The organism is Ruegeria sp. AH7 (assembly GCF_056541325.1).
In genome coordinates this window covers 36,779-53,756 of the sequence record NZ_JBQFYF010000010.1, presented here as the reverse complement: position 1 = coordinate 53,756, position 16,978 = coordinate 36,779, and the positions used below count along the sequence as shown (strand labels likewise).

Annotated in this window: 13 protein-coding genes and 1 tRNA gene; 4 read left to right on the top strand and 10 right to left on the bottom strand. The window is 58.0% G+C overall.

Annotated features, from left to right (window positions below; genetic code table 11):
• Positions 1-112: 112 nt before the first annotated feature.
• Positions 113-559 (top strand): peptide-methionine (R)-S-oxide reductase MsrB, encoded by a 447-nt coding sequence (msrB, locus tag ACR0JX_RS18860; protein ID WP_480545299.1) that lies wholly within the window; start codon positions 113-115, stop codon positions 557-559.
• Positions 559-1,068, top strand: coding sequence for a peptide-methionine (S)-S-oxide reductase MsrA (gene msrA / locus ACR0JX_RS18855; RefSeq protein ID WP_480545298.1), 510 nt, complete (start codon positions 559-561; stop codon positions 1,066-1,068). The genes msrB and msrA overlap by 1 nt, the downstream gene beginning before the upstream one ends.
• A 31-nt stretch (positions 1,069-1,099) precedes the next feature.
• Here the strand turns inward: msrA and ACR0JX_RS18850 are convergent, their stop codons facing one another.
• The 8 genes from ACR0JX_RS18850 to ACR0JX_RS18815 all read right to left on the bottom strand — a co-directional run bounded on the left by ACR0JX_RS18850 (position 1,100) and on the right by ACR0JX_RS18815 (position 13,309).
• The gene (locus ACR0JX_RS18850) at positions 1,100-3,103 is read right to left on the bottom strand and encodes a hydantoinase/oxoprolinase family protein (protein WP_480545318.1); all 2,004 of its coding nucleotides are present in this window, start codon (positions 3,101-3,103) and stop codon (positions 1,100-1,102) included.
• A gap of 71 nt (positions 3,104-3,174) precedes the next feature.
• Positions 3,175-4,212 carry a tRNA epoxyqueuosine(34) reductase QueG gene (gene queG, locus ACR0JX_RS18845; RefSeq protein ID WP_480545297.1) on the bottom strand — a complete coding sequence of 346 codons (1,038 nt, stop codon included), beginning with the start codon at positions 4,210-4,212 and terminating at the stop codon, positions 3,175-3,177.
• A 73-nt stretch (positions 4,213-4,285) separates the two neighbouring features.
• The gene (fzlA, locus tag ACR0JX_RS18840; protein ID WP_170534489.1) at positions 4,286-4,951 is read right to left on the bottom strand and encodes an FtsZ-binding protein FzlA; all 666 of its coding nucleotides are present in this window, start codon (positions 4,949-4,951) and stop codon (positions 4,286-4,288) included.
• Positions 4,952-5,009: 58 nt separating this feature from the next.
• Positions 5,010-5,744 (bottom strand): monofunctional biosynthetic peptidoglycan transglycosylase, encoded by a 735-nt coding sequence (gene mtgA / locus ACR0JX_RS18835; protein ID WP_480545296.1) that lies wholly within the window; start codon positions 5,742-5,744, stop codon positions 5,010-5,012.
• Between the two features lie 39 nt (positions 5,745-5,783).
• Positions 5,784-6,698 carry a Hint domain-containing protein gene (locus ACR0JX_RS18830; protein WP_480545295.1) on the bottom strand — a complete coding sequence of 305 codons (915 nt, stop codon included), beginning with the start codon at positions 6,696-6,698 and terminating at the stop codon, positions 5,784-5,786.
• Positions 6,699-6,884: 186 nt separating this feature from the next.
• A complete protein-coding gene (gltB, locus tag ACR0JX_RS18825; RefSeq protein ID WP_480545294.1) occupies positions 6,885-11,417 on the bottom strand; it encodes a glutamate synthase large subunit in 4,533 nt (1,510 codons plus the stop codon).
• Positions 11,414-11,848 (bottom strand): GFA family protein, encoded by a 435-nt coding sequence (locus ACR0JX_RS18820; protein ID WP_480545293.1) that lies wholly within the window; start codon positions 11,846-11,848, stop codon positions 11,414-11,416. Before ACR0JX_RS18820 ends, gltB begins: the two co-directional genes overlap by 4 nt.
• Before the next feature lie 27 nt (positions 11,849-11,875).
• Positions 11,876-13,309, bottom strand: coding sequence for an NAD(P)-dependent oxidoreductase (locus ACR0JX_RS18815; protein ID WP_480545292.1), 1,434 nt, complete (start codon positions 13,307-13,309; stop codon positions 11,876-11,878).
• Positions 13,310-13,538: 229 nt separating this feature from the next.
• Here ACR0JX_RS18815 and ACR0JX_RS18810 point away from each other — a divergent pair, with 229 nt between their 5' ends.
• On the top strand, positions 13,539-14,342 hold the full coding sequence (locus tag ACR0JX_RS18810; protein ID WP_480545291.1) for an undecaprenyl-diphosphate phosphatase: 804 nt from the start codon (positions 13,539-13,541) through the stop codon (positions 14,340-14,342).
• Here ACR0JX_RS18810 and ACR0JX_RS18805 read toward each other — a convergent pair whose 3' ends face one another.
• Positions 14,343-15,326, bottom strand: coding sequence for a complex I NDUFA9 subunit family protein (locus ACR0JX_RS18805; RefSeq protein WP_480545290.1), 984 nt, complete (start codon positions 15,324-15,326; stop codon positions 14,343-14,345). It abuts the gene before it with no gap.
• 201 nt (positions 15,327-15,527) lie between these two features.
• On the opposite strand from ACR0JX_RS18805, the gene ACR0JX_RS18800 reads away from it, so the two are divergent.
• A tRNA-Leu gene (locus ACR0JX_RS18800) sits at positions 15,528-15,614 on the top strand.
• A 101-nt stretch (positions 15,615-15,715) separates the two neighbouring features.
• Here the strand turns inward: ACR0JX_RS18800 and ACR0JX_RS18795 are convergent.
• A complete protein-coding gene (locus ACR0JX_RS18795) occupies positions 15,716-16,978 on the bottom strand; it encodes an O-antigen ligase family protein (protein WP_480545289.1) in 1,263 nt (420 codons plus the stop codon).

Genomic DNA, 16,978 nt, shown 5'->3' with positions numbered 1-16,978 from the left:
CGAAACGGGCCGGCAGATCACTTGCACGAAGGCGAGAGGCCTCTGAAATATGACTTTGCTTTCCCACGCTCAAACCCCAAATATTGGGCAAAAGCCAAGAAAAGGAGACGCCATGACCCGTTATACCAAAGACCCCGAGGCCATTGCCGCTCTTTCCCCTGAAGAGTTCCATGTGACTCAGCGCAACGGCACCGAACGACCCGGAACTGGAAAGCATCTGGGCAACAAAGAACCCGGCATCTATGTGGACATCGTTTCGGGTGAACCTCTGTTTGCGTCGACCCATAAGTACGAATCCGGCTGTGGCTGGCCCAGTTTTACCAAACCCATCGTCCATGAACATGTGGAAGAGTTTCGCGACACCACCCATGGTATGATCCGAACCGAGGTCCGCTCGAAACACGGTGACAGCCATCTGGGGCATGTATTCCCGGATGGCCCGCGTGACCAGGGCGGGCTGCGCTATTGCATCAACTCAGCCGCCTTGCGGTTCATCCATCGCGATGAGATGGAGGCCGAAGGCTACGGCGATTACCTGAATCATGTGGAGGAAATCTGATGACCATTAAACGCGCCGTTCTGGCAGGGGGCTGCTTTTGGGGCATGCAGGACCTGATCCGCAAACTGCCCGGTGTTTCGCGCACGCGTGTCGGATATACCGGTGGCGATGTGCCCAACGCCACCTATCGCAACCACGGCACCCATGCCGAGGGGATCGAAATCTGGTTTGACCCTGCAGGCATCACCTATCGGGAACTGCTGGAATTTTTCTTCCAGATCCATGATCCAACCACCCCGAACCGTCAGGGCAATGACCGCGGGATGAGCTATCGCTCTGCCATTTACTACGTCGACGGGGCACAGAAACAGGTGGCGCTGGACACGATTGCCGATGTGAACGCCAGCGGTCTGTGGCCCGGTAAGGTTGTGACCGAACTAGAATCCGTGGGTGACTTTTGGGAGGCCGAGCCAGAGCATCAGGACTATCTGGAACGCATTCCCAACGGGTATACATGCCACTTCCCGCGTCCCGATTGGGTCTTGCCCAAGCGCGACGCGGCAGAATAAACATCGGCCCCTGTCAGAGGTCTGAAGGGGGCTATCCCGTCGCCACGCGCGGGCGGCCACTGGCCTCAACGGTCAGCATCGCCTCGACAAACACGTCTCGCTCTTCAATCCGGGCTGTTCGGATGTCGCGGTCGACGACCACCCGAATATCGTCGGCCCCGGCATCCCTTACCGCACCCTCAGCCTCAATACGCAGCACCCGCTCCAACAGTGCGAGCGCCTCGTCTGATGCACCAAAATCCTGTGGCCCATCTTCCAGATGAACGCGGTATCGCCCTTCAGAAGGCGATGTGACGGTGCCCGACCGCCGCAAGGTCAGCCGCCCGACCACCGCACCGATGGCATTGGCGACACCTGCATGTTCAGGCAACACCATCTGACAGCGCAACCGATCCCCCACTGCAGGGTAATAGCTGGGGGCAGACGCGCCCAGCCCCACCACATCCACATTCAACGCTGCATCTAAAGCCAGCAAACCCCGGTGTTGCGCCAAACCCCGTTGGGTCAATACATGGCGGGCAAGGTCTTTTGCGGGCAGGTCGAAATCCTCTGCTTCTTCGGCAAAAGCAGTCTCTAACAAGGTCAAACTGGTTTGCTCGGTGAGTTGATCGATGATCATCTGCGCCAAATGTTCAGGCGACGTAGCCAGCATATCACCCGACCCAACCCGCTTACGGGCCACCAGCTCCAGTCCCTTGCGCGCAGCATCGGCATCCCAGGCATCTACGCGCCCCAGCACATGGCTGGCATCTGACGGGGTAATACCTGAGACCTGCACGAGCCCTCGATCCACCAGACGAGTCAGCGCCCCGTTCTCCATTCGCGTCCGCAACAAAGCGCTCAGCGGCAGAACCTGATCGCCAAGCCGATCGAGCAAAACCTCTTCTCGCGCGCCAACACCATCCGCGTGAACCCCGGGCACGCGACGGGCAAACCGGGTATCATGCTCGCCAACCGTGGTTGAACGCAGTTGTTCGTCAAGCACCGAATGCACCACTTCAGGCGCCTCCGAAGCGATGAGAGAAACCGGCAGCACCCGTCGCGGCCCCAGGAAAACGCCGCCGCCCAGCCCTTCAGTCACCACATGCGCCTGGCTGTCTCCGCCTAGCCCATGGGTGCGCATTGCCACGGCTTCGACCATGGTCCGAAACCCGCCAACCTGCGCCCCCGCGGGGTCAATCGCGGGCTTCCCATCGCGGATCAGCGCCACATCGGTCGTCGTCCCGCCAATATCCGAGACCAGAGCATTCTCGGCCCCCGTCAACCAGCGCGCACCTACAATCGAAGCAGCAGGACCGCTGAGGATCGTCTCGATCGGTCGCTCACGCGCCTGTTCGGCGCTCATCAACGCGCCATCGCCGCGCACGACCATCATCGGGGCCGTAATGCCCAACGTCAGCAACTGATCTTGCGCACGCCCGATCAACCGGTCGATCATCCCGATCAGACGCGCGTTCAAAACGGCTGTCACAGCGCGCTTCGGCCCGTTCAGCTTGGCCGACAGATGATGAGAACATGTGACGGGCGCGCCCGTCTTCTCTGCAATAATCCGCGCTGCCTCCAGCTCATGCGCCGGGTTGCGTGTTGCGAACTGCGCAGCAACCGCAAAGCCGGAAACCCCTTTATAAGAGTCTAAGAAACCCTCCAAAGCCTCGATATCCAATGGCTGAGCCTCACCACCCGCGTGACTGTGCCCACCGGCCACAACTAGCGCTGGGTCGTCTTTCAACGCATCCCTTAGGCCATGCTTCTCAAGATCACTTTCCTTGAACCCGATATAGATCAGCGCGACCCGGCCACCCTGCCCCTCGACCAGCGCATTCGTCGCTAACGTCGTCGAAAGCGACGCCATAGAGATCTGATCGGGCGTAACCCGCGCCTGATTCAGCACCGCCGAGATCGCCTTACCCACGCCAATCGCCAGATCAGCCCGCGTGGTCAGTGATTTGGCCGAGGCAACCACCTCAGCCTCATCCCGGATCAAGACCGCATCGGTATAGGTTCCGCCCGTATCCACCCCCAAAGCCAGCGCCATCGGGTCCTCCATTCGTTCGCTTTGGATGGGTGTAGCGGTTTGGACCGACACGTCCAGCCTGTTTGCGGCATTCAAGTCAATCGTTCAAACGCCCAGCGCGCCGCATCAGCCACCGACGGCTCGGGATCCTCGGTCAACGCCTCAGCAACCGGCCGAAGACCCTGCTTCCCGGAGTTCCCTATGGCGTACAATACGTTGCGGACAAACCGGTCCCTCCCGATCCGTTTGATCGGCGAGCCTGAGAACTTCGCCCGAAACCCGGCGTCATCCAGCACCGCCAGGTCCGCCAACACAGGAGCCTGCAGGTCATCGCGGGCCGCATACCGAATATCGCTCGCCGCAACGGCAAACTTGTTCCAGGGGCAGGCGGCCAGACAATCATCGCAACCGTAAATCCGGTTACCCAGTTTACCCCTTAGATCCTCGTCAACAGGACCTTTATGCTCGATGGTCAGATATGAAATACACCGCCGCGCATCCAACTGATACGGGGCCGGAAACGCATCCGTCGGGCAACTGTCCAAACACGCACGACATGATCCACAATGATCGACCTCCGGAATGTCCGTAGGCAACTCCAACGTGGTAAAAACAGACCCTATGAAAGCCCAATTGCCCCAGTCTCGGCTCACCAGATTGGTATGTTTGCCTTGCCAACCCAGCCCGGCAGCGTGCCCTAAGGCCTTCTCGGGCACCGGAGCCGTATCGACGAACACTTTCACCTCGCCGCCGGACTCAGCAATCAACCACCGCGCCAATCGCTTCAGGCGCTTTTTAACCAGGTCGTGGTAGTCCTTGTTCTGCGCATAAACTGAAATCGCCCCGCGCTCGGGATGCGCCAACACCTCGGTCGGGTCATGCTCGGGCGTGTAGCTTTCGGCCAACATGATCACAGATCGCGCGTCGGGCCACAGCGCCGCCGGGTCGCCACGCCAATGGGTCCGCTCGGCCATCCAGCCCATCTGCCCGTGATACCCAGCCTCAAGAAAGGCCTCCAACCGCGCAGGCACTTGGGGCACATCCCACGGCCGACACACCCGACAGGATACAAACCCCTCGGCCAAAGCCTGCGCTACCAGTTTGTCCTTTAAACCCGATCCATTCTTCATCTGGCTAAAAATATCCTCGGGGGTGAATTGGCCTGTAGGGACAAGAGGGGGCAGACAGCCCCTTAACACCCTATCAGAAATCCAGATCCGCGTAATGGGGCGGAGGCCGGAACCCTGGCACCTGATCGGCCAAGATTGACCGGAACGCAGGGCGCGACTTGATCTTGGCATACCAATCCTTCACCGCAGCACTGCGATTCCAATCCACGTCCGAGATATAGTCCAGCGCCGATAAATGCGCCGCAGCCGCGAAATCAGCCAGAGTCATCTGATCCCCGGCCAACCAGCGACGATGATCCAGCAACCACGCCATGTAATCCAAGTGATACTTGATTGCCCGCGCACCTTCTTTGACGTTCTTGCTGTCCGGATAGCCCTGTCCGGTCATCTTCTTGTTGACCCGCTCATACAACAGCTTCGATGTCACCTCATGATGAAACTTGTCATCGAACCACCCGACCAAGCGGCGCACTTCAAATCGCGCCTCGGGCGTTTTCGGCATCAGAGGCGGTTCGGGTCGCGTCTCTTCGATGTATTCACAGATTGCCGCACTTTCCGACATGATTTGCCCATCCAACCGCAAGACAGGCACTTTGCCCGCCGGGTTGCGGCGCAGGAAATCGGGGTCCTGTTCCCAGTACTTCTCCTCAACCAGCTCGACCTCGATCTTCTTTTCCGCCAGAGACAGCCGAACCTTGCGGCAATACGGGGACAGGGGAACGTGAAACAGACGCGCCATGGGCTTCCAATCGAACCAGTGAGTACTTCTCAGCTTTAGCCCCGAGAGGCGATGAGTTTCAATCCTCGAAACAATCCGCGCGACCATCTGCGCGGATGGTAGCCGCCCCCTGCAGGATGGCCGCAGCCCGCCTGCGGGTAAACACCGATGGATCCGTGACCGACCGTTTGCGCGGTGATGGCAAGATCGCCGCGATCCGCGCTGCGTGTGTCGGCGTCATGTTCGCCGCGCTGACCCCGAAATTGCGCTGTGCCGCAGCCTCAACTCCAAACACGCCTGTGCCGGTTTCAGCGACGTTCAGATAGACTTCGAGAATGCGCTGTTTGCTCCAGAAAATCTCGACCACCGGCGTAAGCGAGGTCTCCATCGCCTTGCGCACCCAACTGCGGCCCTGCCAAAGAAACACATTTTTTACGACCTGCTGCGTAATGGTCGAGGCGCCACGGTTGCCGCCATCCTCCAATGCATCACGGATGGCCGCGACATCAAACCCCCAATGCAGGCAGAAATTCGCATCCTCGGCCGCAACGACCGAACGCGCCATGATTGGGTTGATTTCTTCGATCGGAACCCAATCCCGCTCGACTTTGCCCAGCCGCCGCCATTCGGACCAGATCGTATGGGTGATCGGTGGATTCACCACAGAGTAGAGCAACACCAGCGCTAAAAAGAAACACATAATACCCAGAACCGCGCGCGTTACCCAACGGCGCAGTTTCTGACCCAATGGCATTGTCTTTTTGCGTGCCTTGCTCTTTTTACCGCTCGATTTGCGGGCTGCTTTCTTTGCCATATCACAGCTATACGACGCGCGCCGCTGCTTTGGAACGGCCTATATTGCGATTGCTCGCGCCTCGCGGGGTGGAACCACAGGCCGGGCGGTATCAGGCAGCTTTGCATCGCGCGCTTTCAATTCGGGGAACAGCCGCAGGATTTCGGCCTGGGTGTCGCGTTCCGACGCCGTCAGCGCATGGCCGGGGTAGTAGCTTTCGCTTTTGGCCCCGTTGGCAATGACAATTTCATGCTGCTTGAACAGCAGATGGAAATAGACAACTTCGCCACCTTCGACGCGCGTGACCGTATCGCCATTGACCAAGGTATGCGCGGCCACCAGCGCTTCGCTATAGCCAAACATGTAACCCGCCCGCCAATCGTCGATCAGCATCCGGTGCTGCGGAGAAACCAGCAAGGGCCGTTCCAATCCCAGCACACCCGCCGCGAACTGTATTGGGGCAAATTTACCCTGCGCCTCGACCTTGGTTTCACCAACCCAGATCAATGGCTGTGGACCATGATCCACTGTCATCACCAGATCGCCTGCCGTCAGGCTTTCCACCGGGCGTTCGCCTTCTGGTGTTGCGATCATGGTTCCGGGCGTAAAACAGGGTGGACCCAGATCGCCAACTTGCAACGGACCCTGCGTGTTTACAAATGTCGACGACACAAACGTACCAGGTTGCAGCACCTGACCGTCCGTTGGTGTAAAGACCCGTGTTCCATCGGCAAGATAAAAGGTCGTGCCGGTATAGGTGACATTGCCCACACCAGTTACATTGATCGTTACGGTATCGCCCGGCCACGAATCTGTAACGTCCTGTCCGTTTACGGTATCCCCGCTAGGCGCGTCGATTTCGCCGTCATCATCCACATCGGTCAGGTTGAACTTGTCAACGACAACCGCCGTGCCACCTGGGGGCGGATTCGCAGGGTCAAACGAATAGAACTGATCAAGATATGTCGTTGGCATTTGATGCCTCCGGTGTACTCACGTGTGTTGAAACGCAATATGGCAGAAATTCCAGATCAAACTATGGCAAAATTTATATTTGGTTTATGCGGATGTGGCAAAATTGTGGCGAAAAGCCCTGATTGAGAAGAACCCCGCTTGCGTCAAAGCGCACGCGGGGTCCTTAACCCAAAAAGGGCCACAGAACTATTCGGCCGGGACTGCGGTTGCCTCAACGCTCAGCGGATGAATGAGCTTGTTCAGCATCTCTTTGGGGCAGACCTGAAGGAAATGAGCCTTCTCGACATCCCAGTGTTGTAAGATATCCGCGGCCTTACGGCTTGAGGTTTCCCTAGCGTGACGTTCGATCAGCGCTTTCAACTGATCTTCCCAATGGTCGACGGTCACCGGGCAAGTCACCAGCGTTTCCATGTTCATAAGCAATTCGGCCTTGCCCTCTGGATCATACAGATAGGCCATGCCCCCGGTCATGCCCGCACCAAAGTTGGCACCGATATCACCCAGAATGACGGCCACTCCGCCCGTCATGTATTCGCACCCGTTCGAACCGCAGCCCTCAATCACCACTTTGGCACCCGAGTTACGCACGGCAAACCGCTCACCCGCACGGCCTGCGGCGAACAGATGGCCATCGGTGGCACCGTATAGGACGGTGTTGCCGATGATTGTGTTGTCATCTGCCTTCAACGGGCTGACCTGCGGCGGGCGCACGACGATCATGCCACCAGAGAGACCCTTGCCCACGTAGTCATTGGCGTCACCCGACACTTCCAGTTTCAGACCGGGCGCCGCAAACGCGCCCAGCGACTGGCCTGCCGAACCCTGCAGCTTTACATGCAGGTGGTCATCCTGGAACGTATTCCGCATGCCGAAATTCTGCACGATATGGCTCGAGACGCGCGTTCCCACCGTCCGGTGCGTGTTCTGCACTGCATAAGACAGCTGCATCTTCTCGCCATCCTTCAGGAACCGCGCCGCATCGCGGACAATCTCGGCGTCCAGAGTATCGGGCACCGCGTTGCGGTCCTTGTCGCGGTTGTAGACGATGTCATGCGCGCCATCGACGGTGATCAGCAGCGGGTTCAGGTCCAGATCGTCCAGATGAGCCGAGCCCCGGCTGACCTGAGCCAGCAGATCGGCCCGTCCGATGATCTCATCAATCGAACGTGCGCCGAGGCTGGCCAGCAACTCCCGCACTTCTTGCGCATAGAAGGTGATCAGGTTGACGACCTTATCCGCATTGCCGGTGAATTTGGCGCGTAGGCTTTCGTCTTGGGTACACACGCCGACCGGGCAGGTGTTCGACTGGCACTGACGCACCATGATACAGCCCATTGCGATCAGGGCAGCGGTGCCGATGCCATATTCCTCGGCCCCCATCATCGCGGCCATGACGATGTCGCGACCGGTCCGCAGGCCACCATCGGTCCGCAGGGTCACCCGGTCGCGCAGGTTGTTCATCGCCAAAACCTGATGCGCTTCGGTCAGGCCCATCTCCCACGGAAGACCGGCATATTTGATCGACGTCGCCGGCGAGGCGCCGGTGCCACCATTGTGACCCGAAATAAGGATGATATCCGCTTTTGCCTTAGCCACACCGGCTGCAATCGTGCCCACGCCCGAGGACGCCACCAGTTTCACAGTTACCTTGCAGCGCGGGTTGATCTGCTTGAGGTCATAGATCAGCTGCGCCAAATCCTCGATCGAGTAGATGTCGTGATGCGGCGGCGGCGAGATCAGTGTCACGCCTTTGGTCGAATGCCGCAGACGCGCAATCAGATCGGTCACTTTCATGCCCGGCAGCTGACCACCTTCACCGGGTTTCGCACCCTGGGCGACCTTGATCTCAAGCTCTTCGCACTGGTTCAGGTATTCGGCGGTTACACCAAACCGGCCCGATGCCACCTGTTTGATCTTGGCTGATGGGTTATCACCATTGGGTTCCGGCACGAAGTGGGCCGGATCTTCGCCACCCTCGCCCGAGTCCGATTTCGCACCGATCCGGTTCATCGCCACGTTCAGCGTCTTATGCGCCTCGGGCGACAGCGCACCCAGCGACATGCCCGGCGTGACAAAGCGTTTGCGGATCGAGGTGATGGATTCGACCTCTTCAATCGGCACCGGCTTGCCTAATGGTTTGAAGTCCATCAGATCGCGCAGATGGATCGGCGGGTTCGACTGCATCTTGGCCGAATACTGTTTCCACAGCTCGTAGGACGCACGGTTACAGGCCATTTGCATCATATGCATCGAGGTCGCTTCCCACGCGTGAGTCTCACCCGACTTGCGCGCCTTGTAGAAACCACCGATGGGCAGCACGTCCAGACCGCTGTCCCAGCCTTTGGCATGGATTTCCTCGGCCTTGGTCTGAATACCGGTGACGCCGATACCCGAGATCCGGCTGGTCATGCCGGGGAAATACTCGGCCACCATGGCGCGGCTGAGGCCCACGGCTTCAAAGTTCAGACCGCCGCGATAGGACGAGATCACCGAAATCCCCATCTTGGCCATGATTTTCAACAGGCCCTGATCGATGGCTTCGCGATACCGCGCCACGTTTTCGGTCAGCGAGCCGTCCAGCAGGCCACGATCAATACGGTCGGCCAGCGAATCCTCGGCCAGATAGGCGTTCACCACGGTCGCACCGCAGCCGATCAGAACCGCGAAGTAATGCGGATCGACGCATTCGGCGGACCGTACGTTCAGCGAACAGAACGTCCGCAGCCCCTGCCGCGTCAGATGCGAATGCACCGCGCTGGTCGCCAGGATCATCGGCATAGCCACACGACCCTGACCCGAGTTCAGATCAGTCAATACCAGATGCCCCGCACCCGAACGCACGGCCTCTTCTGCTTCGGCTCTAATACGGGCCAAAGCGGCATTCAGAGCACCACGCCCCGGTTCAAAGCTACAGTCGATTTCGGCCAGCGGAGAGTTGAAGTTTTCAACCAGCTTGTCCCATTGCGCGTTACCAACAAAGGGACTTTCCAGCACGATGATCTCGGTCTGACTGCTGTCTTCGTCCAACACGTTCTTCAGGTTCCCGAACCGTGTTTTCAAGGACATGACGCGGTATTCGCGCAAACTGTCGATGGGCGGGTTGGTCACCTGGCTAAAGTTCTGACGGAAGAAATGACTCAGCGGACGGTATTGCTTGGACAGAACCGCTGACGGCGTGTCATCCCCCATTGAAGCCAAAGATTCTTTGCCATCCTCGGCCATCGGGGCAAGAATTTGCTCCAACTCTTCCACAGAATAGCCCGCTGCGATCTGGCGCTTGCGCAGTTCTTCGCCCGAAAAGATCGGCGTCTCGGTCACTCCGGCAAGCGATTCATCAACATCATTGATCTTGCCGACCCAGTCACCAAAAGGCAGCGCACGCGCCAATTTGTCTTTGATCTGCTTGTCCCGGAACAGCTTGCCCTTTTTCATATCGACAGCCAGCATCTGACCCGGCCCCAGAGCGCCTTTTTCGGTCACGCTGGCCTCGTCAATCGGCACCATCCCGGCCTCGGACCCCGCGATGACCAAGCCATCACCGGTGACGACATACCGCATCGGTCGCAGACCGTTGCGGTCCAGACCGGCACAAACCCAACGACCATCGGTCATAGCCAGAGCAGCAGGGCCATCCCACGGCTCCATCACCGAGTTGCAATAAGAATACATGTCGCGCCAGGCCTGCGGCAATTCCACCGCCTGCTTGGACCAGCTTTCCGGCACCAGCATGGTTTTTGCCATGGGCGCCGAGCGGCCAGCGCGCACCAGAACCTCAAAAACCGAGTCTAATGCGGCCGAATCTGACGATCCGCCTGCGATGATCGGCTTTATGTCCTCGGCATAGTCACCAAAGGTTCCGCTGGCCATCCGGATTTCATGGCTTTTCATCCAGTTGATGTTGCCCTTCAGCGTGTTGATCTCACCGTTGTGAGCCAACATGCGGAACGGCTGCGCCAGCCACCATTGTGGGAACGTGTTGGTCGAATAGCGCTGGTGATAGATCGCAAAGGCCGATTCAAAGCGCTCGTCCATCAGGTCGGGGTAGAACACGGCCACCTGTTCGGCCAGCATCATGCCCTTGTAGATGATCGACCGGCAGGACAGCGACGCCAGATAAAGGCCGGAGATCCCCGCTGCCGCAGCCGCTTTTTCGATCCGGCGACGGATCACATATAGCTCGCGCTCGAACGTTTCTTCATCGACACCTTTCGAGTTCGAGATCAGAATCTGTTCGATCTCAGGCCGGGTCGCGTTGGCCTTTTCACCCAGGCAGGTCACATCGACCGGCACATGGCGCCAGCCATAGATGTAGTAACCCATACGCAGAACTTCGGTTTCCACGATGGTCCGGCATTGTTCCTGCGCACCAAAATCGGTGCGAGGCAGAAAGACCTGACCAACGGCAATCAACTCATCCAGGTTGGGTTCATGGCCGGTGCGACGGATCTGGTCGTAGAAGAATGGAACAGGGATTTGCACGTGGATACCCGCGCCATCGCCGGTCTTACCATCGGCGTCCACGGCACCGCGGTGCCAGATTGCCTTAAGCGCGTCGATCCCGGCATCCACCACCTTGCGTGATGGCTTGCCATCGACGGACACAACCAGGCCCACACCGCAGGAGGAATGCTCCTCTTCCTTGGAATAGAGACCGTTTTCGGCCATCCATTGACGTTTGGCTTCTTCGGCCCGCACCCAATCGGCATCATATTTGGTCACTGGCTGTCTCCTTCTTCCGGCAAGGCGTACATGGCTTCGACCTCTGCTTTGGTCATCTGCCGGCGTTCACCTGCGAATGCGTACCCGTCGGGCTTTTTGTCGATATAAAGTTCCAGTTGCAGCGCGTTGCCCGTGTCTGGGAACAGGCCCGCCGCCATTTGCGTTTGTCCGTGCATCTCGCCCGGCAGCGTGATCCGGTACCAGAGCGCCGATCCGCAGTCGGCGCAGAACGCCCGTTCGGCCCAATCGGACGATGTGAACGTCTTGACCGGACCCAAAGCGGCATATCCGGGTTCAGCTGGAAACGTCACCAACATTGAACTGGTCCACCGGCGACACTGGTCACAATGGCAGGCGCCAAGCGAATCTTTTGCTGGGGTGGCGCTGATCGTGACCGCACCGCACATACATTGGCCTTTCAATTCAGGCATCTGAACTCTCCTGTCGCGGGGCGTTGATCACTCGGCCGCAATTGCAGCTTTGGCGTTGAACCGTTCGATGATCGCGTCGGCACAATCGCGCCCATCGCGGATCGCCCAAACGACCAGAGAGGCGCCACGCACGATATCTCCGATGGCATAGACACCGTCCATTTCGGTCTCACCCGTCTGGAAAGCCGCCTTGACGGTGCCCCAGCGGGTCACGGGCAGATCGGGCTGGCCAAACAGGGTCGGCAGGTCCTCGGGCTCAAAACCCAGCGCCTTGATCACGAGATCGGCGTCTTCAACATAGTCCGCGCCTTCGATCACCTCGGGCGCTTGGCGGCCAGATGCGTCAGGCTGACCCAAGCGCATTTTCTGCACCATCACACCAGTGACATTGTCATCGCCGGTGAAGCCCTTTGGCGCACTCAGCCATTCGAACACAACGCCTTCTTCCTCGGCGTTTTGTGTTTCGCGCTGCGAGCCGGGCATATTCGCGCGGTCGCGCCGATACAGGCATTTGACCGAAATCGCTCCTTGTCGGATCGAGGTGCGCACGCAATCCATCGCGGTGTCGCCGCCGCCGATCACAACGACCTTCTTGCCCGCAGCGTTCAAGCGGCCATTGTCGAAATCTTCGACGTCGTCGCCAAAGCTTTTACGGTTCGAAGCAGTCAGGAAATCGATCGCCTTTTCGATCCCATTCAGCCCGCTTCCCGGCATCGACAGATCGCGCGATTTGTATACACCTGTAGCAATGATGACCGCGTCGTGCTGCGCCCGAATTTCATCAAACTTAGCTGCGTCCACATCGCAGTTCAGAACAAATTTGACCCCGCCATCTGCCAACAGGTCGTTGCGGCGCTGTACGACGTCTTTTTCTAATTTAAAGCCTGGAATTCCGTACATCATCAATCCGCCCGCACGGTCATAGCGGTCATAGACTGTAACCTGAACACCCGCGCGCCGCAGCATATCCGCCGCAGCCAACCCGCCCGGGCCGCCGCCGATAATGCCAACGCTTTCACCGCGCTCAGAAGCTGGAACAACGGGCTGTACCCAGCCTTTGTCCCAGGCGGTATCAGTAATGTATTTCTCGATCGTGCCGATGGTGACGGTGCCGTGTCCCGACTGTTCGATCACACAATTGCCTTCACACAAGCGGTCCTGCGGGCAAATACGACCGCAAATCTCGGGGAAGGTATTGGTGGCCTGACTGGTCTGGTAAGCCTCTTCCAGGCGGCCGGTTGCTGTCAGGTTCAGCCAATCAGGAATATTGTTGTGCAATGGACAATGTGACTGGCAATAAGGTACACCACACTGGCTGCACCGGCTGGCCTGCTCTGCCGCTTTTTCTGCAGCGAATTCCGCATAGATTTCATCAAAATCTTCTCTACGGTCATCGGCGGCACGCTTTTCGGGCATGGCACGGTCGATCTGCACAAATTTCAGCATCGGTTGCTTGGCCACGGGTCAGACTCCATGAATTGGCTTGGTCGGCATTCTTTACGAGATGCGATTTCAGATGAAAAGTCAATTATACTGACCTAATTTAGAAAAAGTGCTCGCAAAGAGAGATTCTAGCGAGTTTTCGCGCTAATTTTAGTTCCGCTTCGGACCTATCAACCTGCTTTCCTTTTTACGGGCGCCGGAATACCCATGAACCTGAACACAAAACGGTAGCGGTACGGCAGGTTCAATGAGTCTCTTTCACTTGATTCTGGTGGCGGTCATTCAGGGACTTACAGAGTTTCTGCCAATATCTTCATCAGGTCACTTGATCCTGCTGCCAAACCTGACAGGGATGCAGGATCAAGGCCAAACTATCGATGTCGCTGTTCATGTGGGCACGCTGGGCGCGGTCGTGTTATATTTCTGGAGCGACGTGAAAGATGCCATCCTCGGCTTGCCGCGTGCCCTGTTGGGTCGTACGGATACCCCGCAATCACGGCTGGCACTTGGGCTTATCATCGCAACGATCCCAACTGTGATTGCTGGGCTGATCCTCTATCTAACGGGACTGGCCGAGGCATTGCGTTCTATCGCGGTGATAGGCTGGACGATGCTTTTGTTTGGCCTGTTGCTCTATTGGATGGATCAAAAGGGACCGCAAACCAAAACCGCACAGGATTGGGGTCTGCGTGATGCAATTGTCATGGGCCTGTGGCAGGCCGTCGCCCTGATCCCCGGCACTTCGCGTTCGGGCATCACGATCACCGGCGCACGCCAGCTTGGGTATACGCGCGAGGACGGCGCCCGGATCGCCATGCTGATGTCGATCCCGACCATCATCGCCTCGGGGGTTTTGTTATCAGTGGATGTTATCCAGCAGGCGGACGCGCAGCTTGCAAAAGACGGAGCAATCGCTGCGGCCTTCGCCTTCGTCTCGGCACTGCTGGCCCTAAGCCTGATGATGCGCCTGTTGCGCAGCGTCAGCTTCACGCCTTACGTGATCTATCGCGTGGTTCTGGGCATTATCCTGTTAGCAGTCGCCTACAGCTGATCAAGTTCGCAGATTGTTGGCTGAATTCTGAATGTCATCATACTGACCCGAGGGACGGAATTTCCACAGATACTCCGGCAGTACCGACGCCAGTGTCGTTGGCTCGATACCCAACTCCTTGAAGGACATAGCCCCATCCGAGACCACATTGTCGTGACGCAAGCTCTTGAGCTGGTCGCGGGTCAGGATATTGTTGGGGAACAGCTGAAAGCTGACGAATTTCACAATGTCCAGTACACCGGCCATGATCTTTGCCACAAAGAAGGGCACACCCAGAATGATCCGACGACGGTGGATCACCTCAAGCATCTGCTGCATCAACGCGCGGAAGGTCTTCACTTCGGGCCCGCCAAGCTCATAGACACCAGTCGTTGCCTGCCCCAAAACGCCCTTGACCGCCGCCTGCGCCACATCATCCACATAGACCGGTTGAAACTGCGTTTCCGCACCGACCAGTGGCAGGAACGGACCCATGCGCGCCATACTGGCAAAGCGGTTAAAGAACTGATCTTCCGTACCAAAGATGATCGACGGCCGCAGGATCACAGCACCGGGCATATGCTGAAGCACGCCAGCTTCACCCTGCGCTTTGGTGCGGGAATATTCGCTTTGGGCATCCGCATCCGCCCCGATCGAGGACAGATGCACCATCCGGGAAATACCCTGCGCGGCAACCAATCTTGCGATACGTTCGGCACCTTCGGCCTGAACCGCCGGGAATTCATTCTTGCCCAACTCATTCAGAACGCCCACGCAGTTCACAACCGCATCCGCGCCGTGCATCGCTTGCGCAACGGATGCGTCATCGCGAATGTTGCACAAGACCGGCTCGACCTGACCAACAACGCCATAGGGTTTAACAAACATCGCCTCATTCGGGCGCCGTACCGCTACCCGGACACGCCACCCCTCACCCGCCATGCGCCGCGCGATGTAGCGACCGACAAAACCTGACCCGCCATAGATCGTGACCAGTTTGGACATGAGAGGCCTCCTGTTCGAAGTGTACGCCATAGACCTAACGCCCACTCAGCCCCAGAACAAGGCGCTAAATCGCCACGCAATACCCATTGTCTTTTGTCCAATCTAGGGTCCGGATCAGCGGGTTCAAAAAACTTTCAGGATTCTTCCCGAATCCGGTTGACGCCCTCCGTCGCTGGGCTTAAACGCCCCTTCACGACACCTGCCCAGGTGGCGGAATTGGTAGACGCGCTAGCTTCAGGTGCTAGTGTCCGTATGGACGTGGAGGTTCGAGTCCTCTCCTGGGCACCATTTCTTCCGAACATAGATAGATACGACCGCTCGGTTTCATTGAGCTTGCTACTTACGTTCAACTTGCAGCCCATCCGAACACCTGCTGCAATGCGCAGGCGTCAAGTTCCGCCACGTACCTGCGCCTTATGCAGCCAATCCGGGCGCATCGGGCTGTACAAAAGCCCGATTGAGACAATCCACGGCACCAGATACGCGCGATGGTAGATGTGGGTGAAGCTCACCATCAACGCAGCAAAGGTCAGCGTCGCCGTTATGACCGTCGTGCGCGCCGCGGTTCTATACGGCGTATCGGGGCCCGCCAGAGTGGCATAGGTAATCGCTGCCAGATACAAAAACAGCAGACCCATCAATGACATCAGGCCACCTTCGTTGGCCAGCAGCAGATACAGATTATGGACCGGCAGATCATGTGAACTGAGTTCGCGGTACTGCTCGGCCCCCATGCCCAGAACATAGTAGTCGGGCAGGAACCGCCAGGCCTCGATCATCAGCTCAGCACGATCACTGAAGGTGCCGACACCCTCGATATTCCCTTGCTGAAGTGGGCTGAGAACGCGTTCGACAAATTTCTGCGGTAGGATCTTGTCGGCAAATGTAATGCCCACCCAGGCAGTCACGGCAAACACCGCCGACCAGATAAAGAAAATACGGAATTTTCCTAGCAAGAACAGATAGATGGCGCCGCTGATCAGCGCCCCTGCCAGATTCGAGTTGGAGCTGGTGAAGATGAGCCCGGTAAAGGTCAAGGCGAAGAAACACGCAAATGTAATCATCTTATAGGCGCGCACCAAGCCGAGATACCAAAGCACCGGGAACCACAGCACGATGATTGCCGCAAAGGCGTTGGCGTTGTCGGTCAAACCCGTCAGTCGGTTGTTGCCTGCAACAAGCGCAAGCTGCCGTCGGTGCCCGCCATTATACCCGATTGAATAGGCGCCAAGGCCGACAAGGCAGCTTATGACAACGGACATAACGCCCATTTTGGCGAGCAATACCGCCTCTTTGTGCGGGCGGCCAAGAATGGCGAGCGGCAATGCGACAAATGAAAAGAAGTACTGGATCAGGACAACCACAGCATCCACCGGATCGCCATAGGCGATGCTGCCGATCAGCAGCCCGGTCATCAGCATCGCGATACCCAGCCACCACATCGAAGAGGCTGCCTGCATCGGGTATAGCGGGATGGCCCTGATAAATCGGAACAAAAGCCCGAAGGTGATAAAAAAATCGCTGACCGTGAAGGAGGCACCGGGATGACGCAAAGACGCAAAAGACGAAAACAGCACACCCAGGACGACGCAGAAAAACTCGGCGCTTTCCAACGATGACCGAGGTCGCTTGAGTGTTTCGCTGCTGATCAT